The sequence below is a fragment of the Bacillus sp. SN32 genome, assembly GCF_002837495.1.
Classification (GTDB): domain Bacteria; phylum Bacillota; class Bacilli; order Bacillales; family Bacillaceae; genus Bacillus; species Bacillus subtilis.
Genome location: NZ_PJCT01000010.1, coordinates 1 through 18,195, shown reverse-complemented (window position 1 = coordinate 18,195; position 18,195 = coordinate 1). Strand labels below are relative to the sequence as shown.

Here is an 18,195-nt window from a genome sequence, read left to right as displayed (position 1 = left end):
CAGGATGAACATATCCATATTCAGCCCATTATGTATTTATATCCAAAATAAAAAAACCAGGGAACAGCACGTCCCCCGGGTCACATCCTTATCGGTTATTCTGATTCTGAGCCATTTGCTGTTCGGCGATTTCAATAGCACGCTTCACCATGTTACCGGCATCGCGAGCCCGAATTTCGCCCCAGCCGCCATTTTTTACTGTGTCATAAAAACCAAGGTCTTTAGCCAGCTCATATTTAAACTCATCTGACATAACTCCACGACGTCTGCCCAAACGAAACAACCCCTTTTTTAGAAGTGATAGCCATTCGTGCACGTCACGATAATATGTGACTGTTTTATCTTTTGTTAAATCAGATGGAACTTTCGTTAAAATTATTGGAAACCAAAAAAGGGCAAAACAAAAAGCAGTAAACAAAAGGTTCACTGCCCGTTAAAATGCCACTGAGCTTGCGGCGTCATCATTAAATGTCAGCTCAACAGTCTCAGTCAAAATATCAGCATAACTGTATGAAACTCTTTCAAACGAGTTCTCGTCTTGATCTAGTTGTATCACAAAAACAGAAGGGTACGTCTCAGCTAAAATGCCCGAACGCTCAATCGTTTTTCGGCGGCCACCGTTTGCTTTTAACGTCAGCCTTTTACCTAAATTCCCATCAAGCGATCTTTTAATATCGGACAACGTCTTCGCCATTGCATCCACCTCACTACATTTATTGTACAACACGAGCCCATTTTTGTCAAATAAAATTTAAATTATATCAACGTTAATAAGACGTTGTCAATAAAATTATTTTGACAAAATTCTATGATTCCTCAATTATGTTCCGCAAGTTTCGGTAAATTATGTATCATTATGCAAAATAAAAAACCCGCATAGATCTACTATGCAGGTTTTCAACTGTTAATTGGACTTATAAGGCATGCCAATTCTCAGTACTCCTCTTGTTTCAATACCTCCAAGCCCTTTCTCTCGTGTCAGCGTATTACGGAGCACTTCCCATACATTGATCCGTTCCATAAACGGCGTAAAGCTGATCTTCGCGACGATATATACCGGATCAAGCGCATGAATATTGACTCTTGACGGCGAACTCGCAAAATTCGCACCCGCTCTGATGAGTGATTCAAAATGGGATTGGCAAGCCCCCGCAAAAATAACAAGCTGATCTAAGTGAGGGATCTTTTTTCGGGCTGTTTGAACTGTTTCAACAAAGTGCTTAGAATGTCTGTACGCATTCAAATCATCAATACCGCCCTTTTGCTTTGAGTAAGCATCATGCCCTGTGATCACCAGGATGTCAGGTCGATATTTGTCGAGCAATTCTTCAATAGAAGCAGACATTTTCTTTTCATGGCAATGGATGCCATAGACCGGCACTCCAATTTTTTTATAGACATTCAGGCATTTTTTCAGATATGCTTCGTCACCATCCAGATGAAGCACTTTGCCCGGCATATGGAAATAATGCTCCTGATGCTGATATTGGCTTGTCGCATAGTACTCCTGCTTTTCTCTGAGCAGCTTATAATCCTGGCGGAGCAATTCGAGCGACTCATTCATTCTGCTCTCATCTTTCTTTTTCCGCGTCATCTGCTCATCTTTTTTCACTGCTACCAGATCAGAAAAATCCGAATCAGCAATCAGCCTGACTTCATCTCCATGCAAAATGGCAATTGAATTTCCTTTGCTTGTTTGCTCTATTCCTATAATTCGAAACAAAACATCCATCTGATAGGATTTTCTGGCTACCATATCCCCTATTTGAAATTGCACATTCCTCACTCCACACATAGACTAAGCCTCATCATGAAAGAAAGAGCCTTGAGAAAGCGCCTTTTTTCGCTGAGTCCAAGTTTTTCTTATCATTGAATGAAAGGTCCTTCTCTAGCCTATGTAGCGGCAGTCCATGTGGTGCGCAAAACAAAAAGCCCTTTTAGAAAAGGGCTTTATACAATCCGTTAGACAGCGCTGCGAACTCCTCAATAGACAGGGATTCACCTCGGCGCTTACCGTCAATATTTGTTTCTTCGAGCACTTGTTCAATCGTTGATTTTTGTGCTTTTCCTCCAGGCAGATTGTTAACTAAGTTATTGAGCAGCGTTTTACGGCGCTGTGCAAAGCTTGCCTTGATGAGCTGAAAGAAAAAGGATTCGTTTTCCACGTCCACTGCCGGGCCGTCTCGGAGAACCAGACGGATAACTGCGGAATCGACATTAGGCTGAGGAACAAATACGGTTTTCGGAACGATCATCACCGTTTTGGCTTCTGTATAAAACTGCACCGCGATTGAAAGCGAGCCGTACTCCTTAGATGAAGGATCAGCCGCCATGCGCTCAGCCACTTCTTTTTGCAACATGACCACAATTCCTTTCAGCGGAAGATGTTCTTCAAGCAGTTTCATGATAATCGGTGTTGTTACGTAATAAGGAAGGTTGGCAACTACCATGATCTCATCACAATCTTGAAATTGTTCTTCAATGACCGATTTGACATCAGCCTTTAACACGTCCTGATGAATGACAGTGACATTGTCGTAAGGTGACAGTGTATCCTTCAGAATCGGCAATAATCGCTGGTCAATCTCAAATGCCACGACCTTTTTCGCCCGCTTGGCAAGCTGTTCGGTTAAAGCCCCGATTCCCGGGCCGATTTCAATGACACCTGTTTTCTCCGTCACTTCCGCGTGATCGACAATTCTGTTTAAAATGTTCGTATCAATTAAGAAATTCTGTCCTAAGCTCTTTTTAAAAGAAAAACCGTATTTCTTCAGTATCTCTTTCGTTCTAATCGGTGTCGCAATATCTTTATTCATTCTGTTCCTCCCGCATAACGGTATCGAGCGCACTCATAAAATCACTTTTTTTAATTTGAAACATTTGCAGCCGTTTTTGAAGCTGTTTGCCATTTGTATAGCCGATTTTCAACAGATCACCCAGTCGTTCCCGGCGGCGTTTGGCCGCAGGTCCGCCTATTAGTCCGGCATGAATCAAATCCTCAGCTGAAATGTCACTCGGCTGCGCTTCCATCTCCTCATGCACATTTTCTAAACATGCCCTAATGCTTTCAACCGATGCATGCTCCACACCAATTCCCCGCTTGTTTTTAGGTTTGGCAAGATGTTTTGGCAAAAATGCATGCTTACAGCCGGGTACAGCCTCTGAGATGGTTTTGCGAATCTTCTCTCCCGGAAAGTCCGGATCCGTTAAAATAATGACGCCTCTGGTCTTCTGGGCCAAACGGATTTGGTCAATCACATGATCATCGATGGCTGAACCATTTGTTTCAATTGTGTCTGCATCAACAGCCAATTTGATGCGGGCCGTATCGTCACGCCCCTCGACCACAATGATCTCTTTAATTTTCATTATTTCCTCCAAGACAAAATAAAAACTTTTGTATATTCATGAAACTTTTTCTTATGTCGAGCGTCTAATAAGCAGAAAATGCACTTTGTCTATTATAACGAAAAAAACAGAGGGCGCAAAACCCTCTGAATACATAAGTACATATTAATTTAAGATTTTAATTTTGACTGTTTTATTTCCCCATCGGTACGCCGATGATTTCTCTGGGAAAAAGACGTCTATCTTGTTCCCTTTAATCGCTGAACCGGTATCTGCAGCAATGGCATATCCATAGCCTTCCACGTGGACTTTGGAGCCTAGCGGAATGACATTTGGATCCACAGCGATGACTTTGGCATTCGGATTATTTTTTAAATTGACGCCTGTCGCTGTATGTCCTGAACAACCGCTGCAGCTTGCCGTATAAGCCGTAGATGATACAGTCATGACTTTGCCTGTTGATTCATTGCTGCGGGACACAACTGTTTTTGAATCACCTGAAGCACTGACCGTTTCAACTTTTGGACTGCTTTGCTTTGTGCCGACAGCAATCACTTTATCTTTGCTTTGTTCAGCTGTTTCTTCTTTTACAAGCTCTCTGGACACTTCTTTACCGTTTTCTTTAACGACTTCGAAATGTTTTTTTAGCTTGCCTTCTTTTCCTTTTTGGACGACCTTTTCTTTCCCTTTTTCAAGAGAAGCGTCTTCTTGCTTTTTCACATCGAACGCAATCTTCTCTTCAACTACATCGGTGACCTTTTCGATACGAGTAATTGTAATATCAGCCTTTCCTTTCGTCAGCTTTGCATCTAACGCAGGCTTGATTTTATCTTCGTCTTTTATGTTCATCTTTTGCTGTTTTAAAAAGTCAGCGACCGTAGTCGAAGTCGTCCAGATCTTCTTTTGTTTCCCTGCATCATTCACAGTAACCTGAAATGCGGGCTCTATGTTAATCTTCATGTCTTTCGAAATATCTGTATCTATTGCAGGATCAATTTGATCTTGTTCTTTCACATCAACATCTTGTTCGTCCAGTAATGCACCGACCGTTTTTGCTGTTGACCATAATGTCTTTTCTTCCCCGTTTATTGTAAGCTTCACAGGTTTTGCAGCCTCATACACAACGTCCATGTCTGCTGTTATCTTTGTCTGTTTAGCAGGTGTGATCTTGTCTTCGTCTCTTGTCTTTATATCAAGCGTCTCCAAAAGATCACCGACTGTATTTGCATGTGTGCGTATATGTTTCTTTTTGCCATTGATAGAAACTGAGACTGATTGTTTCGTCAGCTCATGAGCCGCGTACGCAGTCCCGCTTCCTGCCAAAAGCAAACAAGCAGCAACCAGAATGACTTTGCTTTTGCTAAGCTTTACGGAAAACAGCTTTTTCATTTTTTGTGTGATGAAAAACGCCTCCTTCTCCTCGGAGAGATTATATAGAGTATCTAAAAGGCTGTCAACCCTCCCTTCTCTTTCTCCCAAAAGCTCAGTGTCTTCTTCATTATCCTGAAATACACTGAGAAACGGAAGAAAGACTTGTCGACAAACCTATCCTATGAGGAGAAGAAAGCATGTAGAACTTTTATAGAAAAACGCTGTAAGGGACAAGCTCTTACAAAACCCGCTAGCATTTTTTGTCAGTTTATACGGAAAAGTCTTTTCGCATTTTCAGTCGTGATTGACGCAATCTCTTCAAAGGTCATTTCTTTTAATTCGGCGATTTGTTCTGCCACATATTTCACATAGCTTGGCTCATTTCTTTTCCCGCGGAAAGGGTGCGGTGTGAGAAACGGGCAGTCAGTTTCAATCAGCAACCGGTCATTGGGAATTTCCTTCACTACTTCCTTCGGTTTCTTCGCATTTTTAAATGTCACCGGTCCTCCAAATGATAAATAAAAATTCATTTTCATGCATTCTCTTGCCACTTCCGCACTTCCTGTAAAGCAGTGCATGATTCCGCCCACAGCTTCTGCGCCTTCCTCTTTCAAAATGGTCACGACATCCTCCGTTGCATCACGGTTATGAATGATAATAGGCAAATTGACCTCTTTCGCTAAGGCGATTTGTTTTCTAAACACCTCTTTTTGAATATCTTTAGGTGATTTATCCCAATGATAATCCAGTCCCATTTCCCCTATCGCTACCACTTTCTCATGAGCAGAAAGCTCTTTAATCCACGCTAAGTCTTCCTCTGTCATGTCAATAGCGTCAACAGGGTGCCAGCCAATGGCTGCATAAATAAAATCATATTCCTCAATCATTTCCATCGCACGGGTAATCGTCGGACGGTCAAAACCAACTACGACAATTCGTTCAACTTTTTCAGCTTTTGCCCGTTCAATAACCTCATCCAGATCAGTATCATATTGTTCTGCATTTAAATGCGCGTGAGTGTCAAACAACATAAGTGAAAAAACTCCTTTCTTGTCGAAACACAAAAGGTGTTCGACGAATTGTTACACGTGAAACACCTTTTGTTTATCATTATTTAATTCTTGTGCCTTTTGGTAACGACTGATCGATAGATACGACCTTTAAAACGCCGTCTGCTTCTCCTGCAAGGATCATACCTTGAGAAAGCTCTCCTCTGAGTTTAACCGGTTTTAGATTTGTTACACAAACGAGTTTTTTTCCAACAAGCTCTTCAGGCGTATAATGCTTCGCAATGCCGGATACCACTTGGCGCTTTTCAAAACCAAGATCAAGCTGCAGCTTCAATAAACGGTCTGCTTTTTTCACTGGTTCTGCCTCAATGACCTCAGCTACGCGAAGCTCTACATCCATAAATTGATCAATCGTAATTTCAGGTAAACGATCGACCTCTTGCGGCTCTTCTTCTTTTGTTTCTTCTTTCGCTGGTGCCGAACCTTGCATTTTCCCTTTGATGTAAGCAATTTCTTCTTCTGCCTCTAAACGAGGGAACAATGGCTCGCCTTTTTGTACTTTTGTATCTTTCAGCTGGCCGAAAGTTGTAATGCTGTCCCAAGCTTTTAGAGATTCATCGGTAATGCCCAGCTGCTCGAACATTTTTTCCGGTGTTTTTGTTAAGAATGGCTGAAGCAGTACCGCTGAAATACGCAATGATTCAGCGAGATGATACATAACTGATCGCAATTCTTCTTCTTTTGCCGGATCTTTCGCAAGCACCCATGGAGCTGTCTCATCAATGTATTTGTTTGTGCGGCTGATGAGCTGCCATAAAGTCGAAAGTGCTACCGAGAACTCCATATTTTCCATTGCTTTCTCATAAGCTTTCACTGTTTCTTCAGCAACCGAAGTGAGCGTTTGGTCAAATTCCGTAACAGCACCTTTGTAAGAACCGATTTGTCCGTCAAAATACTTATTAATCATCGCAACAGTACGATTCAATAGATTTCCTAAATCATTCGCTAAATCATAGTTAATCCGCTCAACAAATCCTTCCGGCGTGAATACACCGTCAGATCCGAACGGCACTTCGCGAAGCAGGTAATAGCGAAGCTCGTCTAAACCATAGCGCTCAATTAATGTAACCGGATCTACAACGTTTCCTTTTGATTTCGACATTTTTCCGTCTTTCATCAAAAGCCAGCCATGCGCGAATACTTGCTTCGGCAGCGGAAGATCCAGCGCCATCAGCATAATTGGCCAGTAAATAGTATGGAACCGTACAATCTCCTTACCGACTAAATGAACATCGGCAGGCCAATATTTTTGATAAAGCTCATCATTTTCTGTATCATAACCGAGTGCCGTTAAATAGTTAAATAGTGCGTCAATCCAAACATATACAACATGCTTTGGATTTTCCGGCACCTTCACGCCCCAATCAAAAGTGGTACGTGATACTGCTAAATCCTCAAGTCCAGGTTTGATAAAGTTATTAATCATTTCGTTTTTGCGTGATTCTGGCTGAATGAATGTCGGGTTTTCTTCATAGTATTTCAGAAGGCGATCCGCGTATTTTCCCATGCGGAAGAAATAAGATTCCTCTTTGATCAATTCAACTGGGTGACCGCTGTCAGGGCTTTTTCCGCCGATGACCTCTCCCTTTTCATTCCGCTCAATATCAACGAGCTGAGTTTCCGTGTAGAACGTTTCATCAGGGATGCTGTACCAGCCTTCATACTCATCAAGATAGATGTCCCCGTTATCAAGAAGCTTTTGAAACACCTTTTCAATGACAACTTTATGCCGTTTTTCTGTCGTGCGGATAAAGTCGTCGTTTGAGATTTCAAGCTGCTTCCACAGTTTTTGAATATCTGCCGCTGCGCGATCCACATACTCCTGAGGTGTAATGTTTTCCTGTTCAGCTTTTTGCTGGATCTTTTGTCCATGCTCGTCCGTTCCCGTTAAATAGCGAACATCGAACCCTTTTAATCTTTTGTAACGTGCCATTGCATCTCCTGCGACTGTCGTATATGCATGGCCGATATGTAATTTTCCGCTCGGATAATAAATCGGTGTTGTAATGTAAAATGTATTGTTTTCTTGCGGCATCTTGAAACCTCCTAATCAGAATGTCAAAAAGCTCCCGCCCAAAGGACGAGAGCGGCGATAAGTGCAAATCATATATGAATATTATTTATATTTATCCTTTATCTATGATACCATCTTAGCCTTTAAGATCAAGAATATATACATACACCCTGAAAAAGAATAATTAAAATTAAAAATCTTTAATGAAAATAAAAAAAGTCTGTTCGTGTCGAATTTTGTCGTATATAATCAAATGAAATAAAAAACTTTAGTTCGAAAGTCTTGATTTAAAAGGATTTTTAGTAGGATAATAGCTTTATTAAATATTTATAAAATGCTGTTATTTCGGTAGTTTCCAAGACATTACTGACTATAAGAACTAATTCTTACAATCAATAGTAAACAAAATGATTGACGATTATTGGAAACCTTGTTATGCTATGAAGGTAAGGATTTTGTCGAATAATGACGAAGAAAAATATAATTTAAACAAATAAGTATCTCTTGGGAGGAGAATGTTTATGAAATCTACTGGTATTGTACGTAAAGTTGATGAATTAGGACGTGTAGTTATTCCTATCGAACTGCGTCGTACTCTTGGAATCGCAGAAAAAGATGCTCTTGAAATCTATGTTGATGATGAAAAAATCATCCTTAAAAAATATAAACCAAACATGACTTGCCAAGTAACTGGTGAAGTTTCTGATGATAACCTTAAACTTGCAGGCGGTAAATTGGTTCTTAGTAAAGAAGGCGCTGAGCAAATCATCAGCGAAATCCAAAACCAGCTTCAAAACCTTAAATAATCATTTCTTGTACAAAAAACGTTCTTGTTATGACACAAGAACGTTTTTTTATTGCTTAATATGGTAAGCATCGTACACTTCACGCTTTGGTACATTGCGATCGACTGCTGCTTTTTTAATAGCTTCTTTAGACGTAGCGCCTTTCGAAATGTAATGCTCGACATGTTCTTTCGCAGTGAGGGTTTCCCACCATTGTTCTTCCTCATCTACCTCTTCATTATTACTTCCTTCTACGACAAGACAAAACTCGCCGCGTATCTGATCCTCGTTTGCCCATCCAATGACCTCAGATATGGTTCCTCGGATAAACTCTTCATATTTCTTAGTGAGTTCACGCGTTACAGCAATTTCCCGATCTCCTAATATCTCTGCCATCGCTGACAAGGTTTCCTTCAATCTGTGAGGCGCTTCATAAAAAATGATTGTTTCCTGCCGTTTTTTAAGGGCTTCAAGCTCCTTCTTCTTTTCTTTTTTCTGTCTGTTGAGAAAACCGTAAAAGAAAAAAGGCTGCGGTACAATACCTGAAGCAATAAGAGCTGTTAATGCGGCATTTGCTCCCGGCAACGGAACAACATAACCGCCTATATCCGTAAAATCCTTTACAATTTCCGCTCCGGGATCAGAAATCGTCGGCAGACCGGCATCACTGACAAGAGCAATGTTTTTTCCCGACTTCAGCCATTCAATAATTTTGTGCCCACTGCTTTCTTTATTGTGTTCGTGATAGCTGACGAGCGGTGTTTCAATTTCATATACATGACAAAGCTTTTTCGTTTGCCTCGTATCTTCCGCAGCAATCGCATCCACTGATTTCAGCGTGTCGATCGCCCGGAATGTCATATCCTCTAGATTTCCGATTGGGGTTGGGACCAAGTAAAGAATCCCCATGTCCGACTTTCCATTAAAGCTCATTTGGCGCCTTAACATATACAGCCTCCTTGCTGTTCCGCTTTTCTTCTATATAAAGCTCTTTTTTCTTCCGAGTTAGTTTTTTGAAATAATATTCCGCCTGCATAGCTTCCCGCTTTGTTGAAAAGCTCTCGGCAAAAATTAATTCAACCGGACGTCTTACTTTTGTGTACTTTGCGCCCTTTCCATCATTGTGCGTTTTCACTCGTTTATGCAGATCGTTGGTATATCCGGCATACCAGCTATTGTCCTTACATTTCACGACGTAGAAGAAATGGTTATTTGTCTCCATATAAAATGGTCCTGATTTCTTTTGTATATTCATTTTGTTCATCATAAACGAATAAGGGAGGAAGAATTTTCAAATCTGGGCGCCCGCCTTTGATACCTTCAACCAGAATGGTATTGGCTTCTTTCCCTTGCTTCGGATAGACAAATTGTACACGTTTCGGCTCGATTTGATAAGCCTTCATCAGTTCAAAAATCTCCAGAAGCCTTCCCGGCCGGTGAACAAGAGCTGCTTTTCCCCCTTGCTTGAGCAGTTTGCTGCTGACTGAAATGACATCCTCCAGCGTGCAGTGGATTTCATGTCTTGCGATTCGGAGATGCTCGTTCATGTTTTGTTCAGTTTGTTTCGGCGTTTTAAAATACGGCGGATTGCAGGTGACAACATCATATCGATTATGTCCAAGTTTCTCCGGCATGTTTTTCAGGTCATCATGTATGATCTGGATCTGATCGTCCAACTTATTATACTCCACGCTGCGAACAGCCATATCATGCAGCCTTTCTTGAATTTCGACTCCCAGAATGTCTGCTTTTGATCTTGTACTGAGCAGCAGCGGCACAATACCATTGCCGGTGCATAAATCAACAATTTTCCCTTTTTGAATCGGAACGTACGCAAATTTGGACAGAAGCACAGCGTCCAACGAAAAAGCAAACACTGTTGGGCTTTGTATGATTTTCATGTCCTCTGCCAGCAAATAATCTAATCTTTCATCATCATGTAATGAAACCATCTTCTTATCCTTTCAGTACCTTTGAAAAAGGCTCCCGTCTTATGCGGAAGCCTTTTCCCTATTTTTTATTTAAGAATGACAGACAGAAAAGACAATCCTCTTTTCGAACACTTCCATAGTGGACATTGCATATATGAAATCCTTCTTGATACAGACGTGCCAGATTATCATATCCTTCCCCTATATCAGTTTGCTCTGTCTTCTGTGTTTTTGATTCTTTTTTATCAGCTTTGAACTTTTCAATCTGCTGCGTCGTATCGTCCAGCCGTTTGCGCAAATGCTTGTTTTCAAGCTGTAAATGATGATTTTCCTCAATCATCTCACCGATATGCTGCTTCAAATCTCCCAGCTGCCGGTACAGTGAGCCAATTTGTTCTTCTAAGTTAATGACTGTATCAAATAACTCTTTTTTATCCAAGGTTCCACACCTCGTTAATCTGTGGTTTGTGCGGATACGACGCCCTCTTCCAAGAGCTCTTCCCAAGTATATTCTATCACTTTTTCACGGTTTATCAGTTCCACCTGAAGCACCCGTTCCAGAATATTTAGTCCGACGACCTTCGCGGGACCGTTTGCTGTCGTAATCATTTCTCCTATATCCGGAAGCTGTTCTTTTGCCGTCTCATACTCATCGTTCTCATATTTTAGACAGCACATCAATCGTCCGCAAAGACCTGAAATCTTCGTAGGATTTAAAGACAAGTTCTGATCCTTGGCCATTTTAATGGAAACGGGTTCAAAATCTCCAAGGAACGTTGAACAGCAAAGCATTCTTCCGCAAGGACCGATTCCTCCGAGCATTTTTGCCTCATCCCTTACTCCGATTTGGCGCAGCTCAATTCTTGTCTTAAAGATAGAAGCCAAATCCTTTACAAGCTCTCTAAAGTCGACTCGGCCGTCAGCAGTGAAGTAAAAAATGACTTTATTGCGATCAAACGTGAATTCAACATCGACCAGCTTCATATCCAAGCCATGCTCAATCACTTTCTTTTGGCAGATATCAAATGCTGATAGTGCTTCCTGTTTATTTTCTTCTACAATGAGAAGATCGCGCTCGTCAGCCACACGTATCACTTTTCGAAGGGGAAGCACCACATCATGCTCATCCACCTGTTTATTTGCAATTACGACCTGGCCGTACTCAACGCCTCTGACAGTTTCTACAATTACGCAGCTGTCATGTTCTATATGAAATCCATTCGGATCAAAATAATATATTTTACCCGCTTTCTTAAAGCGGACACCAATTACATTGTACAAGCTTATCCCTCCTGCAACATTAACACCAAGTGCTCCATTAATCCTTGTACATTCACATTGGAATGAAGCCGTTTCTTTGCTTCTAAAACAGCAAGTATCTGATTCGTAACGCTTTGTTGTGTTGATTGTAGCGCATGCTGTTTTATTGATTGGAATAAGTCTTGATAAATCAATTTATCTTCATTTCCTATTTGGATGGACAACACATCACGATATATCAATAAGAGCATATCAAGACCCATTTCTTGATGGGTTTTTTCTTTGAAAAAGGGCATCCATTGATCTTGAATAAAGAAAAAAGCATGTCCTTTCCGCTGGTGTAGGACTTCATACAATTTTATCACTTTCGCTCTAGACTCTGCAAACTCATCATTTCGACTTAATTCGACTGCTTCTGCTACATTATTAGTCATGTTGGCCAGAAGCCTTGCCATATGAGGCGAGACGTCCTGTTCGATCAGTCTGTCTTCAATTGCTTTCGGCTGCAAAGGCTGAAAAGGAAGGGTTTGGCATCTTGAAATGATGGTATCCAATAACCTTTGGGGCTGCTCAGTGATGAGGACGGCCATTGTGTCTTTGTTCGGTTCTTCTAAAAATTTCAGCAGGCTGTTCGCCGCATTTGCTGTCATTTGATCTGCGTGCGAAATAATATACAGCTTTTTATGCGATTCAAGTCCTGTCTTAGAAAACTCTTCTTGGAGCGCTTGAATTTGCGCCTTTTTGATTGATAAGCCATCAGGCTGAACAAGATGGAGATCAGGATGGTTCCCTGACTCTATCCGTTTACAGTTTCGGCAGCTCTCACAAGGCTCCGCGCCATCCTCCAGACAAAAGAAGCTTTTTGCAAGAAGCAGCGCGGCATCAAGCTTGCCTGTTCCTTTTTTCCCCTCAAACAAATAAGCGTGTGATAGTCTGTCCTTCTCAATACTATTATATAAAAGCTTCATCACTCTGGGCTGAAGCTCGTTCATTTCCTTCCAGGATATTGCCATTGTATCACTCTCTATGTGTAAAGGTTAATTAATAAACCTTTTATTTCGCCAATACGCTCCAGCAAATCAATTGCCGGTTTTTCCTGATCCATCATCTCTTCCGTAAGCTGTATCAATTTGTCATCTATTTCTTTCACAAGTCCCAGCGTTCTGCTGTTCCCGTAAAGGTCAAAGCTTTTCGATGTTTCATGTGAAAGACCGCTGTCCACAGCTTCTTTGACAAAACGTTTCACAAGTCCTTTAAATCTCGCTAAGTCTTTAAAATTCCGAGATTTCGTTAGCCTTTTTCCAAATGCTTCTATATCAGATAACAGCCTGGTAAGCTGATCAAGCTTCATTTTGCTGCTTTGGTTTTCCATTGATGTTTTAAACGATGCTGTGATCTCTGATGTTTTCACAGAGGGAATCTGCTTATTATCTATAAATGTACGTATATCTTTATTAATTTTCACAGTTTCAGATCCTTAAAATTGATGAAATTCATCGACTGGAAGGACAAATACTGTCGCTCCGCCAACTTCAACTTCGACTGGATAAGGGACATAGGAATCAGCATTTCCGCCCATTGGAGATACAGGGGCAATCATCTGATCACGTTTCTGCCCGTTTTCTTTAATGAGACTCAACGCTTTATTGACGCGTATATCCTCGACACCGATCATAAACGTTGTATTGCCTGATTTAAGAAATCCTCCTGTCGTTGCAAGCTTTGTGACTCTGAAGTTGTGATCCGTTAAGGTTTTCAAAAGTCTGTTGCTGTCCTGATCTTGTACAACTGCCACTATCAATTTCATCTGTGAAGGCCTCCTTTAGATTGGAAACAACGTGATCTCGTTTACATTATTATATCAACTATTGGGAAACAGGTCACAATTGAATTTTTTTCAACGCTTCATCGATCACCTTTAGAACATCCTGAACGACGAGGTCTTTGGATTGCCCGGCATCAACTGAATGAAATCTTTCCGGAAATCGCTTCATCAGCTCTTGATAACCTTCTTGTACTTTTGTATGAAAGTCCAGTTTTTCTAAATCGAGCCTGTTTTTCTCCCGTGAGCCGTTTGCGTAAATACGCTTCAGTCCTTCTTCCGGATCAATTGAAAAATAAACCGTTACATGGGGCATCATATCTCCAATGGCAAATTCATTAATGGACAGAACCTCATCAATTCCAAGCCCTCTTGCATATCCTTGATACGCAAGAGAACTGTCTATGAATCTGTCGCAAAGAACGATAAACCCCTGTTCTAAAGCAGGTTTTACTTTTTCAACTAAATGCTGGCGTCTTGCAGCCGCATATAAGAGAGCTTCTGTTTTTGGGTCCATTAATATATTGTTCTCATTCAGAATAACCTCTCGAATTTGTTCTGCAATATCTATTCCGCCTGGCTCTCGAGTTGCCATAACCTGAAGGCCTTCTGCTGTCAGTATGTTTTTGATCTCCTGCAGAACAGTCGTTTTCCCTGCACCTTCAGGACCTTCGAATGTAATAAATAAACCGCTCATGATTTCTCCTCTTCTATATAAACAAGTAGTTGTTTCTCTTTGATTTTCATATTCCCTTGAACATGCGTTTTCATGCTGATCAAGCGGCTGAGCTTTTGCACACTTTCTTTTGTTATTCTTTCTCCCGCCATAATCATCGGGATACCCGGAGGATAAGGGATGATATCTTCTGCATTCAGCCGGCCAGCTGCTTCCTCAAAGTCCACATATTCTTTCTTAAACGAATGTAAGACCTTTTTTGGATAAGGCAAGACAGTAACAGGCTGCACACCCCATTCTGCAGAAACAAACGTCTGATCCGGAGGCGTTTTCTCAATCTCTTCATCGATGCTTCTAATGGTTTCAGCGTTTATTCTCCGTTTTCCTCCCAATGGGAGAACGAGCAGAACTTGATTTTCATCAGCAAGCTCAGTGAATATGTTGGCACGCTCTAATATGCTTTGCAGCGTATAGCCAGAATGCCCGCGTTTTGAACGAATTGTGAGCTTCAGCGGGTCCGTGATGATCAGTGGATTAGCAGGGTTAACAGCTTCAGCATTTGTAAGTGAATCAAACGTTTGTTTAAGTGTTTGTATCCGCTGCAGAATGTCAGAAAGCTTTTGTTCTTCTATAATATGCTGTACATAAGCGCGGGCAATATCTAACGAAGCCATAATCGGATAAGACGGGCTGCTGCTTTGTAATCGGTTTAAATACTCTGCCACCCGATCCCTGTTAATCCTGCAGCTGCTGTTGAGATGCAAATAAGAACCCATCGTCATGGCAGGCAACGTTTTGTGGGCCGACTGAACAACAATATCTGCCCCCATTTTTAAAGCTGAGACCGGAAAAGGCTCACCTAAAATAAAATGTGCGCCATGCGCTTCATCGACCAAAACAGGAATCCCGTAATGATGGGCTTCAGTAATGATCTCAGTCAAATCAGCACTATGTCCGTAATATGTCGGATTGGTCAGTACCAAGCCTTTCGCATCTGGATATGCTTCCAGGGCCTCTTTAATTGTTCCAAGCGGAACATGCGTAGGCACATGCATCGCTGAATCAACGTCAGGTGCAAGATAAACCGGCTCAGCACCGGCCAAATCAACAGCATGAAATACAGATTTATGACAGTTTCTTTGAACCAGAATTGTATCACCAGGTTCACAAACAGATAAAATCATCGCTAAGTTTCCGACAGTCGTACCATTTACCAGAAAAAAACTTTCCGCCGATCCATATAATTGACTGGCAAGCTCCTGAGCTTCCTTAATCACCCCGGAAGGATGATGGAGATCATCCAGTCCTGCCAGTTCAGTTACATCAATGGTGAGAAGCGGATCGAATATTGACTTAGCGTCATCAAAAAAGACATCTCCATTGTGATGTCCCGGAACATGAAATGAATGAGAATTTCTTCTCGCATGTTGAATTAATGCTTTATATAAAGGTGTGTTCATGAAAACAATCCTTTGAATGTGTCTTCTTACACCTTATTATATCGTGCCTCTGAGAGAACTTAAAGCCAGACTTACTGGTAACTATCTTTCCTTTATTGTAAGCAGCTTTTGCTTCAGGTCGCCTTCCATCATCATAAGCTCTTCTTCTGCCTGACGGCGTTTGATTCGTCCTTCTTCTTGTATAGTCAGTGTTTCTTCAAGCGTGCTTATTAAGCTTTCCTGCACCTTCTTCAAGGTATCTATATCAACCAGGCCCCGTTCATTTGCCCGTGCAGTTTCAATTGTATTGGTTTTTAAAAGCTCCGCATTTTTCAACAAAAGTTCATTGGTTGTATCAGATACTTTCTGTTGTGCATCCACTGCATTGCGCTGCCTTAAAAGCGTCAGTGCAATGGCAACTTGATTTTTCCATAGAGGAATCGCTGTCACAATGGATGACTGAATCTTTTCAGCTAACGCTTGGTTTGTATTTTGAATCAGTCTGATTTGCGGTGCACTTTGGATTGTAATTTGCCTGCTCAGCAGCAAATCATGCACCCTTTTATCTAACCGGTCAGCAAATTGAATTAAATCATTCACCTCTTGAACTGCCATTTGGTTATGATCACTCGATTCAGCCTGTTGCTTCAGTTTAGGAATTGTTTTTGTTTTTAATTCCTCCAGCTTCAGTTCTCCTGCAGCGATATAAACATTCAGCGCGGCAAAATATTCTTTATTTTTTTCATATAACTGCTCTAACAGCTTGTTGTCACTGATTAAAGCATTTTTAGAGTGCTCCAGCTTCAAGCTGATTCTGTCTATCTGCACACTGGTCTTTTGGTATTTAGACAGCACCTCTTGAAGAGAACTTGATACTCTTCCAAACATGCGTGCCAAAAAACCCTTTTTCTTAGATTGGAGATCATCAGGATTTACTTGCTCCAGCTTTTTCATCAGCTCTCCAAGTATTTCGCCAATCTCCCCGACATCCTTCTTTTGAACATGATTAATCATATCATGAGAAAAGTTCAGCAGTTTAGATTGAGCTTGTGAACCGTATAAGACAATGCTTTGCATATTTTTATGATCAATCTGTCCGGCAAGCTGAATTGCTTTTTCCTTGTTTTCCTCAGGAAGAACATCAACAAGCCGTACTTGCTCTTTCTCTGCTTTTACAGCCTCCGAACCTGGTATCTCTATGTTACCACCAAAAGGATCTGCCAATAATTCATCTATATGAAGGTCGCTTTGGTCTCGGTTCATCGCTCTTACCCTCTTCCCTTATTTCTTTAATGAATGTTTTGCTGCGTCTAATTCAAACTGCAACTCGTCAATTTCATCACCCATTACTTGAGTTAAATCTTCCTCTAAACGCTTGGTCAATTCAGTAAGAGTGATGCGTGTCTCACTTAACGACATCGACAGTTCTTTGCTTTTTTTTGGGTGAGATGATAGAAAAGCATACTTCTCTGTCAATTCAACAACCGAATCGAGAGTTTGATAAAAAAATCGTTCTGCCTGATAAAACCGTTTTGGCTCTTTTTTGGTGAGGAGATAAATCCTTCTCACAATCCTTAGCATTTCTGCATTTTGCTTAAACATTTGAATGCTTTTAGCCTGAAACAAGGCTTTCCTAAGACGGATCATTTTCTGCCTTGCTTCCTCTAAGTTTTTCTTAATGTAAGCATACTCTCTTCCTGTCAATTCATGCTTTTTAAGAAATAACCGTCTTGCATTCCAGATGCCAGCTATATATACGGCTGCTCCAGAAGCAAGCCCATAAACAAAAGATAAAAAAAGCGACTGGTTTAAACCGAAAAAGCTCAATATTCCTATGAAAACAAAAGTCGCACTGCTAGTTAAACTCCACATCAAAAAGTGAAAAAATCTCTGCATGAGATAATCGACTCCTGTGTCTATACTCAGTTTTAATATTATTATCTACTACGTTCAATCCTTAAACAAGTTTCATCTTCTTTTTATTATTAAGAGTACAAAAAAAGACCTTTTCAGGTCTATGAATATAATGGCGGTGTATGAATGCTCTTTAATTTTTTTACGTAAAAGGCATAGTCAGGATCAGAAGTTGATGTAGAAATTACTTTTCTCTCACAATCTAAGCATATGAATTTCGTATAAAGATGAATGCCTCTATTCTTCTCTTGATCACAAATCACACATGTATGATTAAGTTTAACTGTTTCGTCCATCTTCTCCACCTCCGTACAATTAGCCTCCCCTTAAAACGGATATTGTATACACTATTTAGATCTTTTTGAAACTTTAAATCAGTATATGGGCTATATAAGCCCTCGGTGTTTGTATTTGTTTGATTTTCTCGATCTTGAGTAAACAAAAAACCCAGCTCAATGAGCTGGGTTTAAGCTTGCTTGGCGGCGTCCTACTCTCACAGGGGGAAACCCCCGACTACCATCGGCGCTGAAGAGCTTAACTTCCGTGTTCGGTATGGGAACGGGTG

General features: G+C 41.0%; 22 protein-coding genes and 1 rRNA gene. 1 reads left to right on the top strand and 22 read right to left on the bottom strand.

What is annotated here, in order from left to right:
* Window positions 1-88 precede the first annotated feature (88 nt).
* The 8 genes from CW370_RS20500 to metG form a co-directional block, all read right to left on the bottom strand.
* Entirely contained in the window at window positions 89-274 is a 186-nt protein-coding gene (locus CW370_RS20500) for a small, acid-soluble spore protein, alpha/beta type (RefSeq protein WP_003218333.1), read from the bottom strand.
* 159 nt (window positions 275-433) lie between these two features.
* Window positions 434-694 carry a biofilm formation stimulator Veg gene (veg, locus tag CW370_RS20495; protein WP_003218330.1) on the bottom strand — a complete coding sequence of 87 codons (261 nt, stop codon included), beginning with the start codon at window positions 692-694 and terminating at the stop codon, window positions 434-436.
* 210 nt (window positions 695-904) lie between these two features.
* The gene (gene prtG, locus CW370_RS20490; RefSeq protein ID WP_024571361.1) at window positions 905-1,777 is read right to left on the bottom strand and encodes a sporulation-specific protease PrtG; all 873 of its coding nucleotides are present in this window, start codon (window positions 1,775-1,777) and stop codon (window positions 905-907) included.
* Between the two features lie 160 nt (window positions 1,778-1,937).
* Entirely contained in the window at window positions 1,938-2,816 is an 879-nt protein-coding gene (rsmA, locus tag CW370_RS20485) for a 16S rRNA (adenine(1518)-N(6)/adenine(1519)-N(6))-dimethyltransferase RsmA (RefSeq protein ID WP_024571362.1), read from the bottom strand.
* Window positions 2,809-3,369, bottom strand: coding sequence for a ribonuclease M5 (rnmV, locus tag CW370_RS20480; RefSeq protein WP_015253010.1), 561 nt, complete (start codon window positions 3,367-3,369; stop codon window positions 2,809-2,811). Before rnmV ends, rsmA begins: the two co-directional genes overlap by 8 nt.
* Window positions 3,370-3,513: 144 nt before the next feature.
* A complete protein-coding gene (locus CW370_RS20475; protein ID WP_015715099.1) occupies window positions 3,514-4,827 on the bottom strand; it encodes a ubiquitin-like domain-containing protein in 1,314 nt (437 codons plus the stop codon).
* Between the two features lie 155 nt (window positions 4,828-4,982).
* Complete coding sequence (locus CW370_RS20470) at window positions 4,983-5,750, bottom strand: TatD family hydrolase (protein ID WP_014478595.1); 768 nt, start codon at window positions 5,748-5,750, stop codon at window positions 4,983-4,985.
* A gap of 79 nt (window positions 5,751-5,829) precedes the next feature.
* Window positions 5,830-7,824: a methionine--tRNA ligase gene (gene metG, locus CW370_RS20465; protein ID WP_015382561.1), complete on the bottom strand. Its 1,995-nt coding sequence runs from the start codon at window positions 7,822-7,824 to the stop codon at window positions 5,830-5,832.
* A 494-nt stretch (window positions 7,825-8,318) separates the two neighbouring features.
* Between metG and abrB the strand changes: the two genes are divergently transcribed.
* Window positions 8,319-8,609, top strand: coding sequence for a transition state genes transcriptional regulator AbrB (gene abrB, locus CW370_RS20460; RefSeq protein WP_003226760.1), 291 nt, complete (start codon window positions 8,319-8,321; stop codon window positions 8,607-8,609).
* 48 nt (window positions 8,610-8,657) lie between these two features.
* Here the strand turns inward: abrB and rsmI are convergent, their stop codons facing one another.
* From rsmI to rrf, 14 genes are all read right to left on the bottom strand, one after another.
* Window positions 8,658-9,536, bottom strand: a complete 879-nt coding sequence (gene rsmI, locus CW370_RS20455) for a 16S rRNA (cytidine(1402)-2'-O)-methyltransferase (protein WP_003243457.1) — start codon at window positions 9,534-9,536, stop codon at window positions 8,658-8,660.
* Window positions 9,511-9,810, bottom strand: a complete 300-nt coding sequence (locus tag CW370_RS20450; protein WP_003242983.1) for a GIY-YIG nuclease family protein — start codon at window positions 9,808-9,810, stop codon at window positions 9,511-9,513. The genes rsmI and CW370_RS20450 overlap by 26 nt, the downstream gene beginning before the upstream one ends.
* Window positions 9,797-10,540: a tRNA1(Val) (adenine(37)-N6)-methyltransferase gene (locus tag CW370_RS20445; protein ID WP_003244526.1), complete on the bottom strand. Its 744-nt coding sequence runs from the start codon at window positions 10,538-10,540 to the stop codon at window positions 9,797-9,799. The genes CW370_RS20450 and CW370_RS20445 overlap by 14 nt, the downstream gene beginning before the upstream one ends.
* Before the next feature lie 58 nt (window positions 10,541-10,598).
* On the bottom strand, window positions 10,599-10,958 hold the full coding sequence (yabA, locus tag CW370_RS20440; RefSeq protein WP_003218308.1) for a replication initiation-control protein YabA: 360 nt from the start codon (window positions 10,956-10,958) through the stop codon (window positions 10,599-10,601).
* A gap of 14 nt (window positions 10,959-10,972) precedes the next feature.
* Window positions 10,973-11,800 carry a competence/sporulation regulator complex protein RicT gene (ricT, locus tag CW370_RS20435; protein ID WP_003226767.1) on the bottom strand — a complete coding sequence of 276 codons (828 nt, stop codon included), beginning with the start codon at window positions 11,798-11,800 and terminating at the stop codon, window positions 10,973-10,975.
* Between the two features lie 2 nt (window positions 11,801-11,802).
* On the bottom strand, window positions 11,803-12,792 hold the full coding sequence (holB, locus tag CW370_RS20430; protein ID WP_003226770.1) for a DNA polymerase III subunit delta': 990 nt from the start codon (window positions 12,790-12,792) through the stop codon (window positions 11,803-11,805).
* Window positions 12,793-12,803: 11 nt separating this feature from the next.
* Window positions 12,804-13,244, bottom strand: coding sequence for a YaaR family protein (locus CW370_RS20425; RefSeq protein ID WP_009966249.1), 441 nt, complete (start codon window positions 13,242-13,244; stop codon window positions 12,804-12,806).
* Window positions 13,245-13,256: 12 nt separating this feature from the next.
* Window positions 13,257-13,586, bottom strand: coding sequence for a cyclic di-AMP receptor DarA (gene darA, locus CW370_RS20420; RefSeq protein ID WP_003242755.1), 330 nt, complete (start codon window positions 13,584-13,586; stop codon window positions 13,257-13,259).
* A gap of 73 nt (window positions 13,587-13,659) precedes the next feature.
* On the bottom strand, window positions 13,660-14,298 hold the full coding sequence (tmk, locus tag CW370_RS20415) for a dTMP kinase (RefSeq protein ID WP_003243137.1): 639 nt from the start codon (window positions 14,296-14,298) through the stop codon (window positions 13,660-13,662).
* Window positions 14,295-15,737 (bottom strand): aminotransferase class I/II-fold pyridoxal phosphate-dependent enzyme, encoded by a 1,443-nt coding sequence (locus CW370_RS20410; RefSeq protein ID WP_024571365.1) that lies wholly within the window; start codon window positions 15,735-15,737, stop codon window positions 14,295-14,297. Before CW370_RS20410 ends, tmk begins: the two co-directional genes overlap by 4 nt.
* Before the next feature lie 81 nt (window positions 15,738-15,818).
* Window positions 15,819-16,979, bottom strand: coding sequence for a toxic anion resistance protein (locus tag CW370_RS20405; protein ID WP_024571366.1), 1,161 nt, complete (start codon window positions 16,977-16,979; stop codon window positions 15,819-15,821).
* A gap of 18 nt (window positions 16,980-16,997) precedes the next feature.
* Complete coding sequence (locus CW370_RS20400; RefSeq protein ID WP_017696386.1) at window positions 16,998-17,612, bottom strand: 5-bromo-4-chloroindolyl phosphate hydrolysis family protein; 615 nt, start codon at window positions 17,610-17,612, stop codon at window positions 16,998-17,000.
* A gap of 119 nt (window positions 17,613-17,731) precedes the next feature.
* Entirely contained in the window at window positions 17,732-17,926 is a 195-nt protein-coding gene (csfB, locus tag CW370_RS20395) for an anti-sigma-G factor (protein WP_003243294.1), read from the bottom strand.
* 178 nt (window positions 17,927-18,104) lie between these two features.
* Window positions 18,105-18,195: ribosomal RNA gene (rrf, locus tag CW370_RS20390) — 5S ribosomal RNA — on the bottom strand; the annotation flags it as partial.

Excerpts from the sequence above, each read along its gene's own strand:
- CW370_RS20445 (WP_003244526.1), bottom strand. The coding sequence starts at position 10,540 with ATGGTTTCATTACATGATGATGAAAGATTAGATTATTTGCTGGCAGAG.
- rsmI (WP_003243457.1), bottom strand. The coding sequence starts at position 9,536 with ATGTTAAGGCGCCAAATGAGCTTTAATGGAAAGTCGGACATGGGGATT.
- abrB (WP_003226760.1), top strand. The coding sequence starts at position 8,319 with ATGTTTATGAAATCTACTGGTATTGTACGTAAAGTTGATGAATTAGGA.
- metG (WP_015382561.1), bottom strand. The coding sequence starts at position 7,824 with ATGCCGCAAGAAAACAATACATTTTACATTACAACACCGATTTATTAT.
- CW370_RS20470 (WP_014478595.1), bottom strand. The coding sequence starts at position 5,750 with ATGTTGTTTGACACTCACGCGCATTTAAATGCAGAACAATATGATACT.
- CW370_RS20450 (WP_003242983.1), bottom strand. The coding sequence starts at position 9,810 with ATGGAGACAAATAACCATTTCTTCTACGTCGTGAAATGTAAGGACAAT.
- rnmV (WP_015253010.1), bottom strand. The coding sequence starts at position 3,369 with ATGAAAATTAAAGAGATCATTGTGGTCGAGGGGCGTGACGATACGGCC.
- rsmA (WP_024571362.1), bottom strand. The coding sequence starts at position 2,816 with ATGAATAAAGATATTGCGACACCGATTAGAACGAAAGAGATACTGAAG.
- csfB (WP_003243294.1), bottom strand. The coding sequence starts at position 17,926 with ATGGACGAAACAGTTAAACTTAATCATACATGTGTGATTTGTGATCAA.
- CW370_RS20400 (WP_017696386.1), bottom strand. The coding sequence starts at position 17,612 with ATGCAGAGATTTTTTCACTTTTTGATGTGGAGTTTAACTAGCAGTGCG.
- CW370_RS20410 (WP_024571365.1), bottom strand. The coding sequence starts at position 15,737 with ATGAACACACCTTTATATAAAGCATTAATTCAACATGCGAGAAGAAAT.
- veg (WP_003218330.1), bottom strand. The coding sequence starts at position 694 with ATGGCGAAGACGTTGTCCGATATTAAAAGATCGCTTGATGGGAATTTA.
- holB (WP_003226770.1), bottom strand. The coding sequence starts at position 12,792 with ATGGCAATATCCTGGAAGGAAATGAACGAGCTTCAGCCCAGAGTGATG.
- darA (WP_003242755.1), bottom strand. The coding sequence starts at position 13,586 with ATGAAATTGATAGTGGCAGTTGTACAAGATCAGGACAGCAACAGACTT.
- CW370_RS20405 (WP_024571366.1), bottom strand. The coding sequence starts at position 16,979 with ATGAACCGAGACCAAAGCGACCTTCATATAGATGAATTATTGGCAGAT.
- tmk (WP_003243137.1), bottom strand. The coding sequence starts at position 14,298 with ATGAGCGGTTTATTTATTACATTCGAAGGTCCTGAAGGTGCAGGGAAA.